The 21,364-nt window shown below is 67.2% G+C and carries 17 protein-coding genes; 9 read left to right on the top strand and 8 right to left on the bottom strand.

Annotated features, from left to right (window positions below; translation table 11 throughout):
* The first annotated feature begins 152 nt into the window (after positions 1–152).
* The 3 genes from dnaK to EGM71_RS08355 all read left to right on the top strand — a co-directional run bounded on the left by dnaK (position 153) and on the right by EGM71_RS08355 (position 4,316).
* Positions 153–2,075: a molecular chaperone DnaK gene (gene dnaK, locus EGM71_RS08345; RefSeq protein WP_057500812.1), complete on the top strand. Its 1,923-nt coding sequence runs from the start codon at positions 153–155 to the stop codon at positions 2,073–2,075.
* A 154-nt stretch (positions 2,076–2,229) separates the two neighbouring features.
* Positions 2,230–3,357, top strand: a complete 1,128-nt coding sequence (gene dnaJ, locus EGM71_RS08350; RefSeq protein ID WP_188489088.1) for a molecular chaperone DnaJ — start codon at positions 2,230–2,232, stop codon at positions 3,355–3,357.
* 80 nt (positions 3,358–3,437) lie between these two features.
* On the top strand, positions 3,438–4,316 hold the full coding sequence (locus EGM71_RS08355) for a hypothetical protein (protein ID WP_223224550.1): 879 nt from the start codon (positions 3,438–3,440) through the stop codon (positions 4,314–4,316).
* Positions 4,317–4,318: 2 nt separating this feature from the next.
* On the opposite strand, the gene EGM71_RS08360 is transcribed toward EGM71_RS08355, so the two are convergent.
* Positions 4,319–5,116 carry an AraC family transcriptional regulator gene (locus EGM71_RS08360; RefSeq protein ID WP_188489090.1) on the bottom strand — a complete coding sequence of 266 codons (798 nt, stop codon included), beginning with the start codon at positions 5,114–5,116 and terminating at the stop codon, positions 4,319–4,321.
* Between the two features lie 72 nt (positions 5,117–5,188).
* On the opposite strand from EGM71_RS08360, the gene EGM71_RS08365 reads away from it, so the two are divergent.
* The 3 genes from EGM71_RS08365 (at position 5,189) to EGM71_RS08375 (ending at position 9,007) form a co-directional block, all read left to right on the top strand.
* On the top strand, positions 5,189–6,388 hold the full coding sequence (locus tag EGM71_RS08365) for an MFS transporter (RefSeq protein WP_188489092.1): 1,200 nt from the start codon (positions 5,189–5,191) through the stop codon (positions 6,386–6,388).
* Between the two features lie 589 nt (positions 6,389–6,977).
* Complete coding sequence (gene pdxY, locus EGM71_RS08370; RefSeq protein WP_188489094.1) at positions 6,978–7,886, top strand: pyridoxal kinase; 909 nt, start codon at positions 6,978–6,980, stop codon at positions 7,884–7,886.
* Positions 7,883–9,007 carry a prephenate dehydrogenase gene (locus EGM71_RS08375; RefSeq protein ID WP_188489096.1) on the top strand — a complete coding sequence of 375 codons (1,125 nt, stop codon included), beginning with the start codon at positions 7,883–7,885 and terminating at the stop codon, positions 9,005–9,007. Before pdxY ends, EGM71_RS08375 begins: the two co-directional genes overlap by 4 nt.
* Positions 9,008–9,237: 230 nt before the next feature.
* Here EGM71_RS08375 and EGM71_RS08380 read toward each other — a convergent pair whose 3' ends face one another.
* The 5 genes from EGM71_RS08380 to EGM71_RS08400 form a co-directional block, all read right to left on the bottom strand.
* Complete coding sequence (locus EGM71_RS08380; protein ID WP_188489098.1) at positions 9,238–9,432, bottom strand: hypothetical protein; 195 nt, start codon at positions 9,430–9,432, stop codon at positions 9,238–9,240.
* A gap of 70 nt (positions 9,433–9,502) precedes the next feature.
* A complete protein-coding gene (locus EGM71_RS08385; RefSeq protein WP_188489100.1) occupies positions 9,503–11,275 on the bottom strand; it encodes an ABC transporter transmembrane domain-containing protein in 1,773 nt (590 codons plus the stop codon).
* Complete coding sequence (locus EGM71_RS08390) at positions 11,268–11,864, bottom strand: IMPACT family protein (protein ID WP_188489102.1); 597 nt, start codon at positions 11,862–11,864, stop codon at positions 11,268–11,270. Before EGM71_RS08390 ends, EGM71_RS08385 begins: the two co-directional genes overlap by 8 nt.
* Before the next feature lie 40 nt (positions 11,865–11,904).
* Positions 11,905–12,909: a hypothetical protein gene (locus EGM71_RS08395; protein WP_188489104.1), complete on the bottom strand. Its 1,005-nt coding sequence runs from the start codon at positions 12,907–12,909 to the stop codon at positions 11,905–11,907.
* Positions 12,906–13,424: an RNA polymerase sigma factor gene (locus tag EGM71_RS08400; RefSeq protein ID WP_229298213.1), complete on the bottom strand. Its 519-nt coding sequence runs from the start codon at positions 13,422–13,424 to the stop codon at positions 12,906–12,908. Before EGM71_RS08400 ends, EGM71_RS08395 begins: the two co-directional genes overlap by 4 nt.
* 247 nt (positions 13,425–13,671) lie before the next feature.
* On the opposite strand from EGM71_RS08400, the gene EGM71_RS08405 reads away from it, so the two are divergent.
* Positions 13,672–16,512, top strand: a complete 2,841-nt coding sequence (locus EGM71_RS08405; RefSeq protein ID WP_188489109.1) for a bifunctional diguanylate cyclase/phosphodiesterase — start codon at positions 13,672–13,674, stop codon at positions 16,510–16,512.
* A gap of 19 nt (positions 16,513–16,531) precedes the next feature.
* On the opposite strand, the gene EGM71_RS08410 is transcribed toward EGM71_RS08405, so the two are convergent.
* Positions 16,532–17,125 carry a TIGR00730 family Rossman fold protein gene (locus tag EGM71_RS08410; protein WP_005416197.1) on the bottom strand — a complete coding sequence of 198 codons (594 nt, stop codon included), beginning with the start codon at positions 17,123–17,125 and terminating at the stop codon, positions 16,532–16,534.
* A gap of 141 nt (positions 17,126–17,266) precedes the next feature.
* A complete protein-coding gene (locus EGM71_RS08415; RefSeq protein WP_188489111.1) occupies positions 17,267–18,763 on the bottom strand; it encodes an aminotransferase class III-fold pyridoxal phosphate-dependent enzyme in 1,497 nt (498 codons plus the stop codon).
* A 210-nt stretch (positions 18,764–18,973) separates the two neighbouring features.
* Between EGM71_RS08415 and queA the strand changes: the two genes are divergently transcribed.
* Positions 18,974–20,041, top strand: coding sequence for a tRNA preQ1(34) S-adenosylmethionine ribosyltransferase-isomerase QueA (gene queA / locus EGM71_RS08420; RefSeq protein WP_188489113.1), 1,068 nt, complete (start codon positions 18,974–18,976; stop codon positions 20,039–20,041).
* A 97-nt stretch (positions 20,042–20,138) separates the two neighbouring features.
* A complete protein-coding gene (gene tgt / locus EGM71_RS08425; RefSeq protein ID WP_188489115.1) occupies positions 20,139–21,269 on the top strand; it encodes a tRNA guanosine(34) transglycosylase Tgt in 1,131 nt (376 codons plus the stop codon).
* Positions 21,270–21,364 lie beyond the last annotated feature (95 nt).

The raw sequence follows: 21,364 nt of genomic DNA on the forward strand, positions 1-21,364 counted from the left end.
TCGTGCCAGGCCATGCCTGGCAAGGTTTTCCAGGCGCTGAACACAGCGTTCGGGAGATGGCTTGAATGTTCCACGAGCCTCCCCCACATCCTATTCATCCACCGGCCGAACGGCCGGACTGACCCCAACAAGCATCCTCAGGAGTCTCCCCCATGGGCAAGATCATTGGTATCGACCTCGGCACCACCAACTCGTGCGTGGCGATCATGGACGGCGGCAAGGCCCGCGTCATCGAGAATTCGGAAGGCGATCGCACCACCCCGTCGATCGTCGCCTACACCAAGGACGGCGAAGTCCTGGTGGGCGCCTCGGCCAAGCGCCAGGCGGTCACCAACCCCAAGAACACCTTCTACGCGGTGAAGCGCCTGATCGGCCGCAAGTTCACCGACGCCGAAGTGCAGAAGGACATCGCCCACGTCCCGTACGGCATCCTGGCCCATGACAATGGCGATGCCTGGGTGTCGACCAGCGATGGCAAGAAGATGGCCCCGCAGGAAATCTCGGCCAAGGTACTGGAAAAGATGAAGAAGACCGCCGAGGACTTCCTCGGTGAGAAGGTCACCGAAGCGGTCATCACCGTGCCGGCCTACTTCAACGACAGCCAGCGCCAGGCGACCAAGGACGCCGGCCGCATCGCCGGCCTGGACGTCAAGCGCATCATCAACGAGCCGACCGCGGCCGCGCTGGCCTATGGCCTGGACAAGGGTGACAACAAGGATCGCAAGATCGTGGTGTACGACCTGGGCGGCGGTACCTTCGACGTGTCGGTGATCGAGATCGCCAACGTCGACGGCGAGAAGCAGTTCGAAGTGCTGGCCACCAACGGCGACACCTTCCTGGGCGGCGAAGACTTCGACAACCGCGTCATCGAGTACCTGGTTGAAGAGTTCAACAAGGACCAGGGCATCGACCTGCGCAAGGATCCGCTGGCCCTGCAGCGCCTGAAGGACGCGGCCGAGCGCGCCAAGATCGAGCTGTCCAGCGCCCAGCAGACCGAAGTGAACCTGCCGTACGTCACCGCTGACGCGTCGGGCCCGAAGCACCTGAACATCAAGCTGACCCGCGCCAAGCTGGAAGCGCTGGTGGAAGACCTGATCAAGAAGTCGATCGAGCCGTGCCGCGTCGCCCTGAACGATGCCGGCCTGCGTTCGAGCGACATCAGCGAAGTGATCCTGGTCGGTGGTCAGACCCGCATGCCGAAGGTGCAGCAGGCGGTGACCGAGTTCTTCGGCAAGGAACCGCGCAAGGACGTCAACCCGGACGAAGCCGTGGCACTGGGTGCGGCGATCCAGGGCGGCGTGCTGGGCGGCGACGTCAAGGACGTGCTGCTGCTGGACGTGACCCCGCTGTCGCTGGGCATCGAGACCATGGGCGGCGTGTTCACCAAGATCATCGAGAAGAACACCACCATCCCGACCAAGGCCTCGCAGGTGTTCTCCACCGCCGAGGACAACCAGTCGGCCGTGACCGTGCACGTGCTGCAGGGTGAGCGCGAACAGGCCCGTTTCAACAAGTCGCTGGCCAAGTTCGACCTGTCCGGCATCGAGCCGGCCCCGCGCGGCCTGCCGCAGGTGGAAGTGTCCTTCGACATCGACGCCAACGGCATCCTGCACGTGTCGGCCAAGGACAAGAAGACCAACAAGGAACAGAAGGTCGAGATCAAGGCCGGTTCGGGCCTGTCCGAGGAAGAGATCGCGCGCATGGTCGCCGACGCGGAAGCCAACCGCGAAGAAGACAAGAAGTTCCAGGAACTGGTGCAGGCCCGCAACCAGGCCGACGCCCTGATCCACGGCACCCGCAGCGCCATCACCGAGCACGGCAGCAAGGTCGGCGGCGATGTCATCGGCAAGGTCGAGGCGGCTCTGGCCGATCTGGAAACCGCGATGAAGGGTGACGACAAGGCACAGATCGAAGCCAAGTCGAAGGCACTGGAAGAAGCTGGCCAGTCGCTGTTCGCCGCTGCTTCGGCCGACCAGGGCGGTGCCCCGGGTGCCGACGCCGGTAATGCCGGCAAGGCGCAGGACGACGTGGTCGACGCCGAGTTCACCGAAGTCAAGGACGACAAGAAGTCCTGATCCGGACCGACACGGGACGCTGGCCATCAGCGTCCCGTTGTCGCATCAGGGTCCTGACCGCCCACCGGCGTGTCGGGGCGCCCGACGCAAGAGCGGACCTGGTTCCGCTCTTCCGCTTTGACGAATCCCGACTTTCCGGAACCAGATCCACGATATGAGCAAGCGCGATTACTACGAAGTGCTGGGCGTTGCCCGCACCGCCACCGACGAAGAGCTGAAGAAGGCCTACCGTCGCTGCGCGATGAAGTTCCACCCGGACCGCAACCCGGGTGATGCGGCGGCCGAAGCCTCCTTCAAGGAGTGCAAGGAAGCCTACGAAGTGCTGTCCGACGGCAACAAGCGCCGCATGTACGACAGCCACGGCCACGCCGCGTTCGAGCACGGCATGGGTGGTGGCGGCGGTCCGGGCGGCCCGGACATGAACGATATCTTCGGCGATATCTTCGGCAACATTTTTGGCGGTGGCGGCGGTGGTCCGCGCCAGGCCCGTCGCGGTGCCGACATCGGCTACGTGATGGAGCTGGACCTGGAAGAGGCCGTGCGCGGCGTCGAGCGCCGGATCGATATCCCGACCCTGGCCGAGTGCGGCGACTGCGATGGCAGTGGCTCCGAAGACGGCAAGGTCGAGACTTGCAACGTGTGCCACGGCCGCGGCCAGGTGCGCATCCAGCGTGGCATCTTCGCCATGCAGCAGGCCTGCCACAACTGCGGCGGCCGCGGCCAGATCATCGCCAAGCCCTGCAAGACCTGCCACGGCAACGGCCGTGTCGAGGAAGACAAGGTGCTGTCGGTGAAGGTGCCGGCGGGCGTCGATACCGGCGATCGCATCCGCCTGCAGGGCGAGGGCGAGGCCGGTCCGGCCGGTACGCCGCCAGGCGACCTGTACGTGGAAGTGCGCGTGCGCGAGCACCACATCTTCCAGCGCGATGGCGATGACCTGCACTGCGAAGTGCCGATCCGCATCTCGCAGGCGGCACTGGGCGACACCGTGCGCGTGGCCACCCTTGGCGGAGAAGCGGAGATCCGCATTCCGGCCGAGACCCAGACTGGCAAGCTGTTCCGCCTGCGCGGCAAGGGCGTGCGTTCGGTGCGCAGCCGCAGCGAAGGTGACCTGTACTGCCGCGTGGTGGTGGAGACTCCGGTCAACCTCACCAACGACCAGCGCAAGCTGCTGGAGCAGTTCGAAGCCACCTTCGTCGGCGAGGAAGCGCGCAAACATTCGCCGAAGTCGGCCACCTTCATGGATGGCGTGAAGGGTTTCTGGGACCGGATGACGTCCTGAGTTTTTCAACGGAAGCGTTGAACGTTAGCGCCGGGCCATGCCCGGCGTTTTCGTATGTGAAGGGTTTTACAATGCGTGGCATGATCCTGCACCTGCATTTCGAATCACGCATGGCACCACGCGCCATTCTGTGCGGGGCGTTGACTGCGGTCTTGTCCTTCATTGGTACGGTATCGGCCGATGAGTGCCGATTGGACGTGCCGTTGTCCGGCATGCAGGCAGCGCCTTCGTCATCTCCAGGGACGCAATGGACCTACTCGGGTGGAGCAGGCTTTCCGGCAACGCCGATGCTGCTGAAGGCAGTCCAGAACGGTCAGCGTGAACTGGAGATCGCGGGTGGGCTTCTACGGCGCGAATGGACTGCCACGTATGCTGACGTCAATCCGTTGCGGAAGGGTGAGAAAGTGCTGCTGCGCTTCCCGCTCAAGGTGGGTGACCAGTGGCAGGACAGGTTCGAGGAACCCGGTGAGTTCAACGCACGTTCCGGTCGTTATCGTTACGACTACGAAGAGCAGGGCCAGAGCCGGGTAACGGCCATCGAAACCGTGCGCACCGCACTGGGAGATATCAGCGCCTATCGCATAGAACGTGAAGCGCGCTGGCGGAAGTCCAATGCGCGCGCGGTTGATGGGGTGGACAGGCGCAACGCAGGTGATGGCCAGGTCGAGGGCCTGGAGCGCAGTATCAGTTGGTACTCACCCGGCGTCGGGCGAGTCGTGCTGCGGCGTCATGTCAGCGGTAATCCCCAGTTCGCCGCGTATTTTTCCGCAGAAGATGACACCGATCATCTAAGCGTCACCGAGCTGATTGGATTCCAGCAACCCGAGGGGTGCCGGGTTGAGGGCGCGCCGACCCAGGCACGCGTGGCAGGTCAGGTTTTCCCGTTGCACTATTCGCTGGTGGACAGTGACACGTGGGAGTTTCGTCTCATGCGTGATCCGCACGTGCCGGCACGTTAGCGTCAGCGGAAGAACGCGGCCGGCGTCTGCCCCAGCTGCCGCTTGAACATGCTGGTGAACGCGCTGGGGCTGTCGTAGCCCGTCGCCAACGCGACATCGATGACCTTGTCGCCGATCGCCAGCCGTTCCATCGCGGCAAGCAGCCGTGCCTGCTGTCGCCACTGCCCGAAGGTCATGCCCAGCTCGTTGGCGAAGTGGCGCTGGATGGTTTTCACATCCACTTCCAGCGCCTGCGCCCAGTCCTGCAGCGTGGCGTCATCGCCGGGGTGCTTCTGCAGGTGTTGGCAGATCCGCTGCAGGCGCGGGTCGGTCGGCGCGGGCAGGTGCAGCGGCAGCACGTCCATGCGGTGCAGTTCGTCCAGCAGCAGGCGCACCACGCGGCCATCGCGGCTGTCCTCGATGTGCTCGCCCTTGACCAGCGTGGCGGCCTGCAGCAGCTCGCGCAGCAGGGGTGACACCTGCACCGCGAACGGCTCGGCCGGCAGCTGCGGGGCGAACGACGGATCGATGTACAGGCTGCGCATATGCACGGCGGCGATGCAGTCCACCGCGTGCACCATCCCGGCCGGCATCCAGATCGCGCGGTTGGATGGCACCACCCAGCTGCCGACTTCCGATCGCACCACCATCAGGCCGGAGATCGCGTAGACCAGCTGGTGGCGCTGGTGCTTGTGTCCGGGAATGTGGGTGCCTACCGGGTACTGGGTGACCCGATAGGTGACCGGGCGGTGCAGTGGAACCTCCCGCCAGGGCGCGGCTGGATCGACGTCACTGGCAATGTCCTTTTTGCGATAGGGCATGACCTGAATGCGGCAGAAGGGAGGGAGGGGCCACCGTAGCATGCGTGGCTCGCCCCCAACCTGACTGCGTCCATGTCGACCCTGGCTTCTCCCGCAACGACCTCACGCCCGGCGGCTCCCGGCGTGCTGGCCGCCATCTCCACTTCGCATGTCGTCAACGACATGATGCAGTCGCTGATCCTGGCCATCTATCCGGTGATCAAGGGTGGCTTCAATCTCAGCTTCACCCAGATCGGCCTGATCACGCTGACCTACCAGCTCACCGCGTCGATCTTCCAGCCATTGATCGGTGTGGCCACCGACCGCCGCCCGGCACCGTATTCGCTGCCGATCGGCATGGCCTCGACCCTGTGCGGGATGCTGCTGCTGGGCTTCGCGCCGAACTACGCGATGGTGCTGCTGGCCGCGGCAATGGTCGGCATCGGTTCGGCGATCTTTCATCCGGAGGCATCGCGCATCGCGCGGCTGGCGTCGGGCGGTCGTCATGGCTTTGCGCAGTCGGTGTTCCAGGTCGGTGGCAATTTCGGTACCGCGCTGGGCCCGCTGATTGCCGCCGCGGTGATCGTGCCGTATGGCCAGCACGCTGCATCGTGGTTTGCCGGCGCCGCCCTGATCGGCATCGCACTGTTGACCTATGTCGGCCGCTGGTACGCGTTGCATCTGGGCGCGCCCCGCCCCGCCAGCACGGCGGCGATGGCACCGCGACACCCGCCGCGCACCGTGGCCAAGGTGCTGGCGATCCTGCTGGTACTGATCTTCAGCAAGTACTTCTACATGGCCAGTATCGGCAGCTACTTCACCTTCTACCTGATCCACCATTTCGGCATTCCGGTGGCGCAGGCACAGCTGCACCTGTTTGCGTTCCTGGTGGCGTCCGCCGCCGGCGGCTTCCTCGGCGGCCCGCTGGGTGACCGCATCGGCCGCAAGCCGATCATCTGGACCTCGATCCTCGGCGTGGCCCCGTTTGCACTGATGCTGCCGCATGCCGATCTGTTCTGGACCACGGTGCTGGCGGTGCTGATCGGTTTCGTGTTGTCCTCGGCGTTCTCGGCGATCGTGGTCTATGCGCAGGAAATGATGCCGCACCGCATCGGCATGGTGTCCGGCCTGTTCTTTGGTTTCGCGTTCGGCATGGGCGGGCTGGGTGCCGCCGTGCTCGGCCTGTTGGCGGACAAGACCAGCATCGAATACGTCTACCAGCTGACCGCGTTCCTGCCGCTGCTGGGCATTGTGGCGGCATGGCTGCCGCCGTCGCGGCCTGCTGCTCACTGAGGGGGTTTGGATTGCAGGGCTTGCAGCCCTGCACCCGCAGAGGCAACGTCAACAGCAGAAGCGGGCTATCCGTGGGTTGGCGGGGTGGGTCCGGTTGCAGGGGACGCCGTAAACCCATCCCTGGGGGCTTGGCCGCGGCATCCATGCCGCGGACACCCCTGCAACCGGACCCACCCCGCCTTCGACAGTTTTCCGTGATCTGTCGGAACAGCATTCTGCTCTGATGGGTGTCGACCTTGGTCGACACGGTAGATCCACGCCATGCGTGGATGAATTCATTCGATATCTGACAGATGTGTCGACCAAGGTCGACACCTACCAACAGCCGTGCGGAACAACAGCCGCAGTTACCAACAGCCGCGTGAACCTGTCGAAGGTGGGGCGGTGTCGGATTGCGGGGTGTCCGCGGCATGGATGCCGCGGCCAAGCCCCCATGGACGGGTTCACGGCGTCCCCGCACTCCGACACCGCCCCGCCATCCCACGGATAGCTCGCTTTGGCTTTTGCCGTTGCCGTTGCCGTTGCTTGAAGCTTCGGCAGGTGCAGGGCGCAGCCCTGCCGAACCCTCCACCGGGCGTAGAATGCGGGCATGAGCGAATCCCTCGATAACCACCTGGTCCACGGCCGCCGCCAGCGGCCCGACGGCCCGTCGCCGATCGATGTCATCTCGGTCCAGTCGCAACTTGTCTACGGCCACGCCGGCAACAGCGCCGCCGTGCCGCCGATGCGTGCACTCGGCGTGCGCGTCGCCGAAATCCCGACCGTGTTGCTGAGCAATGCGCCGTTCTACGACACCACCCGCGGCCGCGTGCTGCCCGCCGACTGGTTCGCCGACCTGCTGCTTGGCACCCGTGAACGCGGCCTGCCGCAGCGGGCGAAGATGCTGGTGTCCGGCTACTTCGGCAGCACCGCCAACGGTGCCGCCTTCGCCGACTGGTTGGATGAGATCCTGCCGGCCTGCCCGCAGCTGCGCTACTGCCTGGACCCGGTGATCGGTGACACCCATACTGGCCCCTACGTCGAACCGGGCCTGGAAGTGATCTTCGCCGAGCGCCTGCTGCCGCACGCCTGGCTGGTGACGCCGAACGCTTTCGAACTGAACCGCCTGACCGGCATGCCGGCGCTGGCCGAGGCCGATGCCATCGCCGCCGCACGCACGCTGCTGGACCGTGGCCCGCACTGGGTGATCGCGCACAGCGTGGGCGGCAACCCGGGTGAACTGGTGACCCTGGCCGTTGGCCGCGAGGAGACCTGGCGCTGGACCTCGCCACTGCTGCCGGTGGACGTGGCCGGTACGGGTGATGTGCTGATGTCGCTGGTGGTGTCGTTCCTGCTGCGCGGCGAATCGATGCAGCAGGCGATTTCGCGCGCGATTGCCGGCACCCATGCGGCGCTGGAAGCGACCCTGGATAACGGCTTCGAGGAGTTCGACGTGATCGCCGCGGCGCCGGCGGCACTGGCCGAAGGAACGCGCTTCCGCGCCGAACGCGTGGCATGAGCGGCCTGGACCCACGCACGCCGCGCACGGTCGGCATCATCGGCAGCGCTGGCGCCTACGGGCGCTGGCTGACCCGCTTCTTCCAGCAGCACATGCAGCTGCAGGTGATCGGCCACGATCCGGCCGACCCGGGCTCGCACACGCCGGAACACCTGCTGGCGCAGGCCGATGTGCTGGTGTTCTCGGCACCGATCCGGCACACCCCGGCATTGATCGCCGAGTACGTGCGGCAGTCGGCGGGCCGCGAGCGCGGCAGGCTATGGCTGGATGTGACCTCGGTAAAGGAGGCGCCGGTGCAGGCCATGCTGACCTCGCAGGCAGAGGTGGTCGGCCTGCACCCGATGACGGCGCCGCCGAAGGCGCCGACCCTGAAGGGCCGGGTGATGGTGGTCTGCGAAGCGCGGCTGCAGCACTGGCAGGCGTGGGTGGATACGCTGTGTACGGCGCTGCAGGCCGAGTGTGTGCGGGCCACCCCGCAGCACCACGACCAGATGATGGCGCTGGTGCAGGCGATGGTGCATGCCACCCACCTGGCCCAGGCCGGCGTGCTGCGCCAGTACCAGCCACAGCTGGGCGATCTGGCTGCGATGATGCCGTACCGTTCGGCGTCGTTCGAGCTGGATACGGCGATCATCTCGCGCATCCTGTCGCTGAACCCGGCGATCTACGAAGACATCCAGTTCGGCAACCCGTACGTGGCGCCGATGCTGGAGCGGCTGGTGGGACAGCTGCAGGCGCTGCAGGCGCAGGTCGGGCAGGGTGACGACGGTGCGCGTGGTGCATTCCGTGAGCAGCTGCTGTCGGCCAATCGCACGGCCTTCGGCGAGCAGGCGCTGGCGGACGGCAACTACACGTTCGAACGCGTGGGCTATCTGCTGGCTGACCTGACCGAGCGCAATGCGCTGTCGGTGCACCTGCCGGAAGACCGGCCCGGCTCGCTGCGTGAGCTGCTGAACGTGTTCGAGCAGCATCGCATCAGCCTGGCTTCGATCCATTCCTCGCGCACGCCCGGCGGCGAAGTGCATTTCCGAATCGGGTTCATCGCAGGCAGTGATCCGGCGGCGATCACCCGGGCGGCCGCTGAGGTGGACGCCAGCGGCATCGGGCGGGTGCTCGGCTGACCAGATTCATCCACAGGCGGTGTGGATGGATTCTGAGCAAAGGTGTGGATAACCTCGCTCAGACCTTGGCAGCAAAGGCTGTCAAGATGGTTGGTCAAAAATTGATCACGCATTTTGTAGCGCCGGGCCATGCTCGACTGCCGTCGGCAAAAAGCGTGTCGACCAAGGTCGACACCTACCAGAGCGGGTCGATACGAATTCCAGTAGCGCCGGGCCAGGCCCGGCAAACCTCAAATCGTCAACCGCAGTTCACCACCACTGGTGGTGAACTCTCGGCCGCTGCGCACCAGCAGGCGACCGTCGTCGAGCTCATAACGCGGCGTGGCTTCCGAGTGGTGCCCGCTGCCATTTGCCTCGGGCTTGAACTCGATGATGATGTGGCTTTCGCCATTGCTGTCGACTGCAGGGAACTGACGGAACGACATCGTGTACCTCCTTCAGCGGATGCTGCTGATGCGAGGCCAGCTTGGTCCGGCCGATGTTAGCCGGCCGTCATCAATCGATGAACTGCAGTCGTGCCAGTTCAGCGTACAGTCCGCCTTCGGCCAGCAGCTGCGCATGCGTGCCTTCGGCCACGATGCGGCCCTGGTCCATCACCACGATGCGGTCGGCCTTGAGCACGGTGGCCAGGCGGTGGGCGATGACCAGCGTGGTGCGGCCGGCCATCAGCCGCTCAAGCGCCTGCTGCACGCCATGCTCGCTCTGCGCATCCAGCGCGCTGGTTGCTTCGTCCAGCAGCAGGATCGGCGCATCCTTCAGCAGTGCGCGGGCAATCGCCACGCGCTGTTGCTGGCCGCCGGACAGGCGTGCGCCGCGTTCGCCCAGCTCACTGTCGTAGCCCTGCGGCAACGCACGCAGGAAACCATCGGCCTCGGCCGCGCGCGCCGCGTTCTCGACCTCGGCGTCGCTGGCCTGCAGCCGGCCGTAGCGGATGTTGTCGCGTGCACTGGCCGCGAACAGCGTCGGCTGCTGCGGCACCAGCGCCAGCTGCGCGCGCAGTTCGGCCGGGTCGACCTGGCGCACGTCGATGCCATCCACGCAGATGCGGCCGCTGGCCGGATCGTGGAAGCGCAGCAGCATCGACAGTACCGTGCTCTTGCCTGCGCCCGACGGGCCGACCAGGGCCACGGTCTCACCCGGGCGGACATGCAGGTTGAAGTGATCCAGCGCGGCCTGGTCAGGGCGCTGCGGATAGTGGAACACCACGTCGTCGAACTGGATTTCGCCGCGTAGCGGCTGCGGCAGTGCGTGTGGCTGCGCCGGCGCACGGATCTCGATGTCTTCCTGCAGCAGCTCGCCGATGCGGCCCATGCCTCCGGCCGCACGCTGCAGCTCGTTCCACACTTCGGCCAGGGCACCCACCGAGCCGCCGCCGATCAGCGCGTACAACACGAACTGGCCCAGCGTGCCGGCACTGAGACGTCCGTCGATGACATCGTGGGCGCCCAGCCACAGCACGCCAACGATGGCGCCAAACACCAGCAGGATGGCGCTGGCGGTGACCAGTGATTGCGCACCGATGCGCCGGCGTGCGGCGCCGATGGCGTCGCCCAGCGCCTTGTCGAAACGGCCGCGCTCATAGGGCTCGCGTGCATGCGCCTGCACCGTGCGCACTGCGCCCAGCGTCTCGCTGGCCAGGCTGTTGGCATCGGCGATGCGGTCCTGGCTGCTGCGCGCAACGGTGCGCAGCTTGCGTGCGCCGATGATGATCGGCAGCACCGCCAGCGGAATGCCGAGCAGCGACCACGCGGCCAGCCGCGGGCTGGTGACGAACAGCATCGCCAGGCTGCCGACCACGGTGACGCTGCTGCGCAGGGCGACCGACATGGTCGAGCCGACCACGCTGCGCAGCAGTTCGCTGTCGGCGGTCAGGCGCGAGACCAGTTCGCCGCTGCGGCTGCGGTCGTGGAATCCGGCACCGAGCTGGATCAGGTGTGCATACAGGCGGCTGCGCAGGTCGGCGACGACCTTTTCGCCCAGCAGCGATACGAAGAAGAACCGTGCGGCCGTCGCCAGGGCCAGCACCACCGCCACCAGCATCAGCAGGGCGAAGGCTCGGTTGATCTGGCCACCGCTGGTGAAGCCATGGTCGATCATCTGCTTCACCGCCGGAGGCAGGCTCAGCGTGGCGGCCGAAGACACCGCGAGGGCCAGCAGCCAGGCCGTGAACAGCCCGCTATGGCGGCGCACGAACGGCCACAACGTCCGCAGGCTGCCGAGGCGGCGCAGCGGCGGGGTCGAGGCGGGGGCGTCGTCCTTCTCAGTCATCCTGGTTGTCGTCTTGTATGCGGATACGGTCACGGGTGGCGTCGCGCAGGCGGATTTTCAATGCATCGACCTGATCGGCCGGCAATTCGGCCCGCAGGCACACGCCGTTGGCATCGAACTGTTCATCGAGCTTCTCGGCGCCGAAGGCGGCCAAGGTAGCGTGCAGGGTGCCCAGGTCCTCGAAGCCGGCCAGCAGCTGCAGCCGGGCCATCGCCACCAGCGGCAAGCGCGGGGCGGTGCGCAGGCACTCGGCGGCAGCGCCACCATAGGCGCGCACCAGCCCGCCGGCGCCCAGCTTGATACCGCCGAACCAGCGCGTCACCACCACCACCACCCGGTCGAAACCCTGGCCATCGATCGCGGCCAGGATCGGCCGCCCGGCCGTACCGGCGGGCTCGCCATCGTCACTGGAACGGTAGTCCTGGCCGTGCCGGTAGGCCCAGCAGTTGTGGGTCGCGTCGGCTACCGCCACCTGCTGCAGGAACGCCGCCGCCGCCGTGGCACCGTCGATCGGAGCGGCATGGGCAATGAAGCGGCTGTGTTTGACTTCCAGCGTGTGGCTGACCGGCTGGGCGAGGGTATCGAGCATTCCCGTCATTCTACGGGGTTGCCGGAGGTCACTGTCCGCTTCAGTCGTCCAGCAGCGGACGCAGGTCGCGCGGCAGGCGTGCTTCCGGATACTGCTGCACATAGCGCTCCAGGCTGGCGCGGGCCAGGTCGCGCTGGCCGTCGTCGCGGCGCGCGCGGATCTTCTGCAGCCACTGCCGGCGCGGCAGTCGTGCATCGGCGTCCACTTCGGCCTGCACCGCATCCGCACTGAGCCCCGCATCGGCGCTACGGCGCATGACGCCGGGGGCGGAGCGGCTCGGGGCCTGGCGCTTCATCGAGGTGATCTCTACCCGATCCAGCGCCTGCGCCCGTTCGGCATCGGCAGTGTAGGCCGCTGGCGCCTCGGCAGTGCGTGCTTTCATCGCGCCTGCCGGGGCGGGCGCCAATGCCGGTGCAGGTGCAGGTACCGAGTACGCGGCGGGTGCGGGTGGCGCGGGCGGTGCTGCTGCCGGCGCTGCGGCCGGAGCGGGCGGGAGCGCCGCAAAGGACGTATCGGCGGCCGCATCCGCCGCCATCGAACGAGCAGCCTGGGCGGGTGCTTCAGCGGTTTCGGCCGGCGCAGGCTTGGGTGCGCGCGCGGCGGACGGTGCCGGAGGGGCGGCAACAGGGGCTGCCTGCGGTGCTGCGGGTTCGGCGGCGGTTTCCGAAGCGGCAACCGCGCTGTCGGCTGCACTGCTCTCAGCGACCTGGTTGGCGGCCGCGACGTCTGCCGCAGCCGGTGCCGCAGCAACAGCGGCCTCGCCTGCCGGAACCGGCGGCGGTTCCGGGCGCAGCTGCCAGGCGATGCCGATGGCGAACACCATCGAGGCGGCGATGCCGAACACCGCCGGCCAACGCGGACGTGTGCGCTGCCTGCGCGGGGCCTCGGCGGAGACAGCAGCATCGGCAGCCGGTGCGTCCACGGCAGCGCGCGCCGCGGCCAGGATGGTGGCGTCCAGCGCAGCCGATGGGGCGTGTTCGGCGCGGCGGCCGAGCAGGCGCGCCAGCTCGCGTTCTTCCGGCGTCAGCGGTTCGTCTCGGTTCATGCGTTCAATCCCGCACGCAGCTTGTCCATCGCATAGCGCAGCCGCGATTTCACGGTTTCCCGGCCTACGCCGGTGATCTGGCCGATCTCCTCCAGGCTCAGTTCCTGATCCAGCCGCAACTGCAGCACTTCGCGCTGCTCGGGCGGCAGTTGCTCCATCGCCAGCTGGATGCGGCGACGTTGTTCGAATTCGGAAAGCTCGGCTTCCGGGGTCTGCCCATCCTCGATCGCGGCCAGGCGCAGGTCAGCGTCGGCCGGTGCGGCAGGGCGATGGCGGGCGGCGCGCCAATGGTCGTTCAGCCGGTTGTGGGCGATGCGGAACAGCCAGGTGCTGAATGCGGCTTCAGGTTGCCAGCCGGCACGGGCGCTGATCACCCGCTGCCAGACATCCTGGAAGATCTCCTCGGCCAGCGCGTTGTCGCGCAGTTGCCGCAGCAGGAAGCCGAACAGGCGCTTGCGATGGCGCGCATACAGGCTTTCGAACGCGCGCAGGTCGCCACCGGCCCAGGCCAGCATCAAGGCTTCATCGGTTGGCAGTGCGCTGGCTTCCACGCCGTACAGGGTAAGGCCTGCAGGCGGTGGCGCATAGCCGGTGGCGGGGGCGGGCAGGGCGAGGTTCATGGCGTTGAAGCGGCTACGGACAGCAGGAAAAACGTACGGGCGCACGATTCGGGGTTTACGGGCTTCCATTGCCCCCCGGGTGGCGCGCTATGCTCGGCGGCTCAGGGGAGGCGACGCACAGACGGCGCCAAGAGATTGTCATTTGTCCACGCACGTTGAACCGGCGGAAGAGCCACTACACGAGGCCGTGCTGAGCACGGCGCTGGTGCGCGCGTTGCATGCGCTGCTGCCGGATTCGGCCGTGGTCCGCGTTGGCTGGGACGACCCGCAGCTCGGGCGCGGCCAGGGCGGCTGGCCGGCCGTGGTGGCGGCAGGCACGTTTACGGCGCCGGGCATCGGCGACGGTTGCCATGACTGGGAATATGACGGTGCCCGCCTGCGGCTGTCGGTGGAAGGTGCCGTGCCTTCGGCGGCGTGGTGGGGGCTGGCCCGGCAGGCCATGGAACTGGCACTGCAGCGTGGCCGCCAGGCCGGGCAGATCAAGGCGCTGGAAGAAGCTGAACGGCTGCAGCAGGCGCTGTTCCAGATCGCTGATCTGGCCGGCGCCGACCTGGAGATGTCGGAGATGCTGCGTCACGTGCACGGCGTGCTCGGCACGCTGATGTACGCGGAAAACTGCTACATCGTCGAGTACGACGACGTCCGCGACCAGATCCGCTTCCTGTACTTCGCCGACCAGGTCGACGACTTCGTCGCCGATCCGTCGCAGAGCCATGACGCTGACGAGATGCCGCGCAGCCTGACCGTGGCGCTGCTGCGCCACGGCAAGCCGCTCAGCGGCCCCTCGCGCGAACTGCTGGCGCGGGTGGTCGAGCAGGAACACGACCCGCAGCGTGGCCCTGAAAGCCTGGACTGGCTGGGCGTGCCGATGCTGCGCGATGGCCGGGTATGCGGCGCCATCGTAGTGCAGAGCTATGAGCTGGCCGCCCGTTATGGCGAGGCCGAGCGGGCGCTGCTGGGCTTTGTCGCGCAGCACGTGCAGACCGCGATGGACCGACGCCAGGCGCAGGTCCGGCTGGAACAGCAGGTGGAACGGCGCACGCTGGAGCTGCAGCGTGCCAACCACAGCCTGCAGGATGAAGTGGCCGAGCGTCGCCGCGCCGAGCAGCTGCAGACCGCGCTGTACAACATCGCCGAAATGGCGATGTCGGCCGACAGCCTGGCCCAGTTCTACGGGCAGGTGCATGGCGTGGTCGGTCGCCTGCTCGATGCGCGCAACTTCTACATCGCGCTGGTGAACGGAACAGGCAACGGCCTGGACTTCGTCTATTCGGTGGACGAGCACAACGCCAGCCGCGCACCCCGGTCGTTCAGCCGGGGACTGACCGAATACGTGGTGCGCAACCGGCGGCCACTGCTGGCTTCGCGCGCGCAGATCGATGCGCTGCTGGCCAGCGGCGAGGTGCGTGAATCCGGCGCACGCTCGCATTGCTGGCTGGGCGTGCCGCTGCTGCGCGATGACGAGGTGGTCGGCGCGATCGTGGTGCAGAGCTACAGCGAGAACAGTACGTTCAGCGTGCACGATCAGCGGCTGCTGACCTTCGTTGCGCAGAACATCGGAACCGGGCTGGCACGCCAGCGCGACCAGCAGCGGCTGCGTTCGGCACATGCCGAGCTGGAAAAGCGTGTGGAGGAACGCACCCGCGAGCTGGCCGAGGTCAACGAAAAGCTGCTTGGGCAGATCGGTGAGCGCCTGCGTGCCGAGCAGCGCCTGACCCATCAGGCCATGCACGATGCACTGACCGGCCTGCCCAACCGCCTGCACCTGCTCGATCGCCTGCAGGATTCACTGGCGCTGGCCAAGCGTGAGGGTGGGCCGGTGTTCGCCGTGCTGTTCCTTGACCTGGACCGCTTCAAGCTGGTCAACGACAGCATCGGCCACGCCGCTGGCGACCGCATGCTGGTGGAGGTGGCCAAGCGCATCGTATCGATGGCCGGCACCGACGACGTGGTGGCGCGGCTGGGCGGTGATGAATTCGCGGTGCTGCTGCAATGCCCGCAGGGCCTGGCACAGGCATTGGATTTCGGCCAGCGCCTGCTGCTGGCACTGCAGGAATCGATGTGGATCGCCGGCCGCGAACTGTTCCCGTCCGGCAGCCTGGGCATCGCGTTGTGGAACCCGCGCTACCGCACCGGCGAGGAGCTGCTGCGCGACGCCGACGCGGCGATGTACCGGGCCAAGGCACAGGGTCATGACCGCTGCGCGATCTTCGACGAGGACATGCGTGAGCAGGCCATGCGCAGCCTCGATCTGGAGGCCGACCTGCGGCGTGCGATCAACAACCACGACTTCGTTCCGTTCTACCAGCCGATCGTGCGCCTGTCTGATGGCGAGGTGGTGGGGCACGAGGCGTTGCTGCGCTGGCAGCACGAGCGTCGTGGCCTGCTGCTGCCGGGCGCGTTCCTGGAACTGGGTGAGGAAAGCGGCCTGATCGAACAGGTTGACTGGCTGATCTACGAACAGGTCATTGCTGGCCTGGCCGAAGGCGGGCACAGCTATGTCTCGGTGAACGTATCGCCGCGTCATTTCCGCTCTGCGGAATTCAGCGGCCGACTGTTCGGCCTGCTGGACGAGTACGGCGCCGATCCGCAGCGGCTGCGCCTGGAAATAACAGAGGTGGCGCTGCTCGATGATGGTCCGCACACCCTGCGCATCCTGCAGGGCCTGCGCGAGCGCGGCATCCAGGTGCAGCTGGACGATTTTGGTACCGGCTTCTCGGCGCTGTCCTACCTGCACCGCTTCCCGATCAGCACGCTGAAGATCGACCAGAGTTTCATCGCCGGCCTGCATGGGCCGGAAGTGCAGAGCACGCGCGCGCTGGTCGAAGGCGTGCTGTCACTGGCCCGCACCCTGGGCATCGAAACCATCGGCGAAGGCATCGAGACCGAGGCGCAGCGGCAGACGCTGCGCGAGCTCGGTTGCGACTACGGCCAGGGCTACCTGCTCGGCCGTCCGGCACCGTGGGAGCGCGCGGTGGCCTGAGCCACCGCGCCAGATCACTTCAGCGCAGAGCGGAGCGACGCTTTTCGTCGATCCACTTGGAAGCCTGGGCCGGCTGGTAGTTCTGCATCCACACCAGCATTTCCTCGATGTCCGAGCCGTACCACAGGTCCTGGCGCTGGTCCGGATGCAGGAAGCGTTCTTCCACCATGCGATCGATCATGCCGATCAGCGGGGCATAGAAGCCTTCCACATCGAGGAAGGCGCACGGCTTGTTGCCGATGCCCAGCTGGCGCCAGGTCAGCATCTCGAAGATCTCTTCCATGGTGCCGAAGCCGCCGGGCAGGGCGACGAAACCATCGGCGAGATCGAACATGCGCGACTTGCGCTCATGCATCGAACCGACGATCTCCAGTTCGGTCAGGCCGCGGTGGGCCACTTCCCAGTCGGCCAGCTGGCGCGGGATCACGCCGGTCACCTCGCCGCCAGCGGCGAGCACGGCATTGGCCACGGTTCCCATCAGGCCGACGTTGCCGCCGCCATACACCAGGCGCAGGCCGTCGCGGGCGATGCGGTCGCCCAGGGCAATGGCGCGTTCAGTGTAGGCAGGCTTGCTGCCAGCGTTGGAACCACAGTACACACAGATCGACTTCATGGATCTTCCTGTCTCTTGGCCGGAAACGAAAACGCCCCGTCGCCGACCGCAGAGCGGTCAGGGGACGGGGTGTCTCTCAATTATGGGCCTTTGCGGTTGCTGTCTGTAGGGCCGGGCATGGCTCGGCCCTACAGAAACTGCTTACGCCGCAGCGGCCTGCTCGCGGCGCGGGCCTTCACGCAGGGCGCGGCCGACCATGCCCACCAGCAGGTCCAGCTCGTCGCTGTCCATGCCGAAGTGCGGGGTGAAACGCAGCGAGTTCTCGCCGCCATGGATCACGTTGATGCCGTGCTGGCGCAGCCATTCCTCGGTGGAGTTGGCGCCGTAGCACTTGAACTGCGGGGCCAGCTCGCAGGAGAACAGCAGGCCAGTGCCCTGCACCTTGGTGATCAGGCCGCCCAGCTCGCTCCTGAGCTGCTCCAGCTTGCGCACGGCCTCGGCACCGCGTTCGGCGATGTTGGCGCGCACCTGCGGGGTCAGCTGCGCCAGGGTGGCGCAGGCCACGTCCAGCGCACGCGGGTTGCTGGTCATGGTGTTGCCGTAGATGCCCTTGCGGTACAGCTGCGCGGCATGCTCGGTCACCGCCAGCACCGACAGCGGGTACTGCGCGGCGTTGAGCGCCTTGGAGTAGGTCTCCATGTCCGGCGGGTCCAGGCCTTCGAAGCCCGGGTAATCGACCACCGACAGCACGCCATGCGCGCGCAGGCCAGCCTGGATCGAGTCCAGCAGCAGCAGGCTGCCGTGCGCACGGGTCAGCTCACGGGCCACGGCATAGAACGCCGGCGGCACCGAACGGCCCGGGTCGCCTTCGCCCATTACCGGTTCCAGGAACACCGCCTCGATGAACCACTGGTTGCGTGCAGCGTCCTCGAACACCTTGCGCAGGCCCGCCTCATCGTACGGCGCCACGGTGATCACCGAATCCTCGCCGCGGTAGCTGGCCAGGTGCTGCATGTAGCTCTTGCGGCTGGAATCGGAATACAGGGCAGGACGGTCGGTACGGCCATGGAAGCTGCCCTTGACCACCACGCGCTTGATCGTGGCGCCGGCGTGGCGCGCGCCCGGGTCGGTCTGCAGCTTGGCGTTGACGTCGGCGATGCGGGCGGCCAGGCCAACCGCCTCGGAGCCGGAGTTCAGGCACATGAAGCGGGCGAACGGGCAGCCGCCACGGCGGTGGCCGATCTCGGCGCGCAGGGCGGTGATGAAGCGCTGCTGCGACAGGCTGGGGGTCATGATGTTGGCCATCACCTGTGGGCGGGCCATCGCCTCCAGCACGGCGTCCGGGGTGTGCCCGAAGCCGAGCATGCCGTAGCCGCCGGCGTCGTACAGCACCGCGCCCTTCAGGGTGACCACCCACGGGCCGCGCGCAGCCAGCGCCACGTACGGGGTCACTGCATCATCGGCATAGAAATTGACGAAGCCGTCCTGCATCGCGTCGATCTGCGCCTGTTCGTCCTGCGCCAGCAGCGGCCCCAGGTCGGCCTGCACGCGCGCGAACTCTTCGGCGGCGGCATCCACCGCAGCGACCAGCTGCGGGTGGCGGGCGGACAGGGCGGTCAGGGTGGCATCGTCCAGGCCGGAGGTGAGGCGGGTGCCGGGCTGGCTGCGCAGGGGGGCGAGGCGTTCGATGAAGCTCATTGCAGATCTCCTGAAACAATGGGTCGCACGGGTCTTCAAAAGCAAAACGCGCGTCATCACGCGCGCTTGGGGCAGGCTCGTGCAGCGGACTTCCGACTCGATGCTAGCACTTGTTTTTTTGCGCGATAACCCCGCAGAAACCTGCTGCATAGCAGCATTTTGCGCGACGTTCGCCGCGAAGCGCGCCGGCTCGCAGACGCTGGACGTACAATGCGCGCCATTGTCGACCTGTTGCCGCCCACTGCCTTGAAGAAGTCCGATTTCCATTACGACCTGCCGGCTGAATTGATCGCGCAGGCGCCCCTGGCTGAACGTTCCGCCAGCCGCCTGATGCTGGTGCCGCAAGCCCCCGCCGCGTTCACCGACCTGCAGGTGCGTGACCTGCCGTCGCTGCTGCAGCCGGGCGACCTGCTGGTGTTCAACGACACCCGGGTGATCCCGGCGCGTCTGTTCGGCCAGAAGGCCAGTGGCGGCCGCGTCGAGATCCTGATCGAGCGCCTGCTCGGCGGCCAGCAGGCACGTGCCCAGGTGGGCGCCAGCAAGTCGCCCAAGGCCGGCAGCCGCATCGCCCTGGATGCCGGTGGCGAAGCCGAGGTGCTGGGCCGCGACGGCGAGTTCTATGTGCTGCAGTTCCATGTGCCCGAATCGCTGGAGCAGTGGCTGCTGCACGCCGGCCGCCTGCCGCTGCCGCCCTACATCCAGCGCGAGCCAGGTGTGGACGATCGCGAGCGCTACCAGACCGTGTTCGCGCGTGAAGTGGGCGCGGTGGCGGCGCCAACCGCCGGCCTGCATTTCGACGAACCGCTGCTGGCCGCGCTGAAGGACAAGGGCGTGGACTTCGGCCACGTCACCCTGCACGTGGGTGCGGGCACCTTCCAGCCGGTGCGCGCGGACGACCTGAAGGACCACGTGATGCACCGCGAGTGGCTGAACGTCGGCGCGGAACTGGTGCAGCAGGTACGGCGCACGCGTGCCGCCGGCGGCCGGGTGATCGGCGTCGGCACCACCGTGGTGCGCGCGCTGGAAAGCGCGATGCGCGATGGTGAGCTGCTGCCGTTCGCCGGTGAGACCCAGATCTTCATCACCCCCGGTTACCGCATCCGCAGCGTCGACGCGATGGTGACCAACTTCCACCTGCCGGAAAGCACGCTGCTGATGATGATCTCCGCGTTTGCCGGCAAGGAGCGCGTGTTCGAGGCCTACCAGCATGCGATCGAGCAGCGCTACCGCTTCTTCAGCTACGGCGACGCGATGCTGCTGTTCCCGCAGGCCGGGTAGGGCGCCCCGGGAGCGCAGGGGCCCCTGTGGGTGCGCACCTTGGTGCGCACGCCTTCTTGGGAGACAATAGGCGACTATTTGCCTGAATGACCGCTCCATGTCCCGACTGCAGTTCCAGCTCCAGACCCGCGACGGCCGTGCCCGCCGTGGCCGCCTGACCTTCCCGCGTGGCACGGTGGAAACACCGGCCTTCATGCCGGTCGGGACCTATGGCTCGGTCAAGGGCATCCTGCCGGACCAGGTGCGTGCGCTGGGCGCCGAGATCATCCTCGGCAACACCTTCCACCTGTACCTGCGCCCGGGCCTGGACATCATCGCCGACCACGGCGGCCTGCACGGCTTCTGCCGTTGGGATGGCCCGATCCTGACCGACTCCGGCGGCTTCCAGGTGTTCTCGCTTGCCCACCGCCGCAAGATCACCGAGCAGGGCGTGACCTTCGTCTCGCCGACCGACGGCGCGCGCGTTTTCCTCGGTCCCGAGGAGAGCATGAAGATCCAGAAGGTGCTCGATTCGGACATCGTGATGATCTTCGACGAGTGCACCCCGTACCCGGCCACCGAGGACGTTGCCCGCCGTTCGATGGAGCTGAGCCTGCGCTGGGCCCAGCGCAGCCGCAACGCGCATGACGAGCTGGGCAACGACGCGGCCCTGTTCGGCATCGTCCAGGGCGGCGTGCATACCGACCTGCGCAGCCGCTCGGCCGATGCCCTGCAGGCGATCGGCTTCGACGGCTACGCCATCGGCGGCCTGGCCGTGGGCGAGCCGGAGCACGAGCGCAACGCCATGCTCGACCACCTGGACCCGGAGCTGCCGGGCGACCGCCCGCGCTACCTGATGGGCGTGGGCCGGCCGGAGGACCTGGTCGAGGGTGTCGCACGTGGCGTGGACATGTTCGATTGCGTGATGCCGACCCGCAACGCCCGCAACGGCCACTATTTCACCTCGTTCGGCACCGTCCGCATCCGCAACTCGCAGTACGCGCGCGACATGGACCCGATCGAGCCGGGCTGCGGCTGCGTGGCCTGCACCGGCGGCTACACCCGTTCCTACCTGCGCCACCTGGACCGCTGCAACGAGATGCTGGCGCCGATGCTGGGCACCCTGCACAACCTGTTCTACTACGAGAAGCTCATGGCCGACATCCGTGCGGCGATCGAGGCGGGAACCTTCCTGGCCTTCCGTGAGTCCTTCTACGCGGCACGCGGGGCGGTACCCCCGCCGCTGTAACCCGAACGCCCCCTGCCAAACGGCCCAAGGACGAACGCCCGGGGCCGTGGCATACTTCAAGGCTGACCCAGATCCGCGGTCGACACCCCGTGCCC

Origin of the sequence: Stenotrophomonas maltophilia (assembly GCF_006970445.1) — a bacterium.
Classification (GTDB): Bacteria; Pseudomonadota; Gammaproteobacteria; order Xanthomonadales; family Xanthomonadaceae; genus Stenotrophomonas; species Stenotrophomonas maltophilia_AU.

Excerpts from the sequence above, each read along its gene's own strand:
- queA (WP_188489113.1), top strand. The coding sequence starts at position 18,974 with ATGCGCGCCATTGTCGACCTGTTGCCGCCCACTGCCTTGAAGAAGTCC.
- EGM71_RS08380 (WP_188489098.1), bottom strand. The coding sequence starts at position 9,432 with ATGTCGTTCCGTCAGTTCCCTGCAGTCGACAGCAATGGCGAAAGCCAC.
- EGM71_RS08365 (WP_188489092.1), top strand. The coding sequence starts at position 5,189 with ATGTCGACCCTGGCTTCTCCCGCAACGACCTCACGCCCGGCGGCTCCC.
- EGM71_RS08395 (WP_188489104.1), bottom strand. The coding sequence starts at position 12,909 with ATGAACCGAGACGAACCGCTGACGCCGGAAGAACGCGAGCTGGCGCGC.
- EGM71_RS08375 (WP_188489096.1), top strand. The coding sequence starts at position 7,883 with ATGAGCGGCCTGGACCCACGCACGCCGCGCACGGTCGGCATCATCGGC.
- EGM71_RS08400 (WP_229298213.1), bottom strand. The coding sequence starts at position 13,424 with ATGCTGGCCTGGGCCGGTGGCGACCTGCGCGCGTTCGAAAGCCTGTAT.
- dnaJ (WP_188489088.1), top strand. The coding sequence starts at position 2,230 with ATGAGCAAGCGCGATTACTACGAAGTGCTGGGCGTTGCCCGCACCGCC.
- EGM71_RS08360 (WP_188489090.1), bottom strand. The coding sequence starts at position 5,116 with ATGCCCTATCGCAAAAAGGACATTGCCAGTGACGTCGATCCAGCCGCG.
- EGM71_RS08385 (WP_188489100.1), bottom strand. The coding sequence starts at position 11,275 with ATGACTGAGAAGGACGACGCCCCCGCCTCGACCCCGCCGCTGCGCCGC.
- EGM71_RS08355 (WP_223224550.1), top strand. The coding sequence starts at position 3,438 with ATGATCCTGCACCTGCATTTCGAATCACGCATGGCACCACGCGCCATT.
- dnaK (WP_057500812.1), top strand. The coding sequence starts at position 153 with ATGGGCAAGATCATTGGTATCGACCTCGGCACCACCAACTCGTGCGTG.
- EGM71_RS08390 (WP_188489102.1), bottom strand. The coding sequence starts at position 11,864 with ATGCTCGATACCCTCGCCCAGCCGGTCAGCCACACGCTGGAAGTCAAA.
- tgt (WP_188489115.1), top strand. The coding sequence starts at position 20,139 with ATGTCCCGACTGCAGTTCCAGCTCCAGACCCGCGACGGCCGTGCCCGC.
- EGM71_RS08415 (WP_188489111.1), bottom strand. The coding sequence starts at position 18,763 with ATGAGCTTCATCGAACGCCTCGCCCCCCTGCGCAGCCAGCCCGGCACC.
- EGM71_RS08410 (WP_005416197.1), bottom strand. The coding sequence starts at position 17,125 with ATGAAGTCGATCTGTGTGTACTGTGGTTCCAACGCTGGCAGCAAGCCT.
- pdxY (WP_188489094.1), top strand. The coding sequence starts at position 6,978 with ATGAGCGAATCCCTCGATAACCACCTGGTCCACGGCCGCCGCCAGCGG.